Origin of the sequence: Sphingomonas sp. 2378 (assembly GCF_038084995.1) — a bacterium.
In the GTDB taxonomy this organism is placed as follows: Bacteria; Pseudomonadota; Alphaproteobacteria; order Sphingomonadales; family Sphingomonadaceae; genus Sphingomonas.
Genome location: NZ_JAXCMJ010000108.1, coordinates 1 through 1,050, shown reverse-complemented (window position 1 = coordinate 1,050; position 1,050 = coordinate 1). Strand labels below are relative to the sequence as shown.

The 1,050-nt window shown below is 61.6% G+C and carries 2 protein-coding genes; both read left to right on the top strand.

Annotated features, from left to right (window positions below; translation table 11 throughout):
* Positions 1 to 611 (top strand): IS66 family transposase (locus SM191_RS19485; protein WP_341507649.1); only part of this gene is annotated, 611 nt, incomplete at its 5' end.
* 69 nt (positions 612 to 680) lie between these two features.
* On the top strand, positions 681 to 1,050 hold a 370-nt coding region (locus SM191_RS19480; protein ID WP_341507648.1), incomplete at its 3' end, for a hypothetical protein.

Below are 1,050 nucleotides of genomic sequence, written 5' to 3'. Positions count from 1 at the left end.
ACGACCAACTGTACGATGCGCGACGGCAGCCCGGTCCCATTATGGAGGTCGCATGCTGGGCACATGTCCGGCGCAAGATCTACGACGTGTGGAAGGCAACCGGCTCCACCACGGCGCGCACCGGGGTCAGCATGATCGACCTGATGTACGAAATAGAGGAGTTGGGACGCGGGCTGTCGCTCGACGAGCGTCACGACCGCCGACAGGTCGTTAGGGCAGCGGTGAACGGCTTCTTCAACTGGGCCGAGGACACCATGCGCCGCATCTCGGGCAAGGGGGCGCTGGCCGATGCCATCCGCTATGCGGTGAAGCGACGCGAGGCGCTGACCCGCTTCTGCGACGACGCGCGGCTCGAGGCGGACAATAACCGTGCCGAGAACTGCCTCCGCCCCGTGGCGCTCGGTCGCAAGAATTACCTTTTTGCCGGCTCGGACAAGGGCGGCGAGCGAGCCGCCGCCATCTACACGCTCATTCAGACGGCCCGACTCAACTTCGTCGACCCCGAAGCCTGGCTGCGCGACGTGCTCACCCGCATCGCCCAGGGGCACCCCGCCAACCGTATCGGTGAACTCGCGCCGTGGTACTTTTCAGCGATTACCGAACGCGGCTAACGGGCCATCCGAACACGGTACTTGCGTTGAAGGCTTTCGCTCAACCAGAATGCCCGTCAAGGCTATTTGGTGAACGCGAAGATGCTGTTGAAACGTGCCTGGCCTCTCCTGCTGGTCGCTCTGCTCGCGCTGCAAGCATTCGTGCGCCCCGACGCCAACATTTTAAGCGTGAGAGACGACAGCTTTCATATTCTCAGCCGGATCTCGGCAGGCAAGGAAAGCCCGTGGCCTACCCAGACAGGTTTCACGCGATTGATGGCAACCGAGTATAAGTGTGGGTTCCCTGTCAGACCGGATATTCTCGAACCGCGCTTTTCAGAAATAACCTCACCGCTTCGCTGGGCTGCGGAACGTATATACCAAGGCGATCTCATGGATGCAGCCATGGCGAACCTGTCGCCTTGGCAAGTCAGGATCTGGCAACTCCGCTACGGCCTGG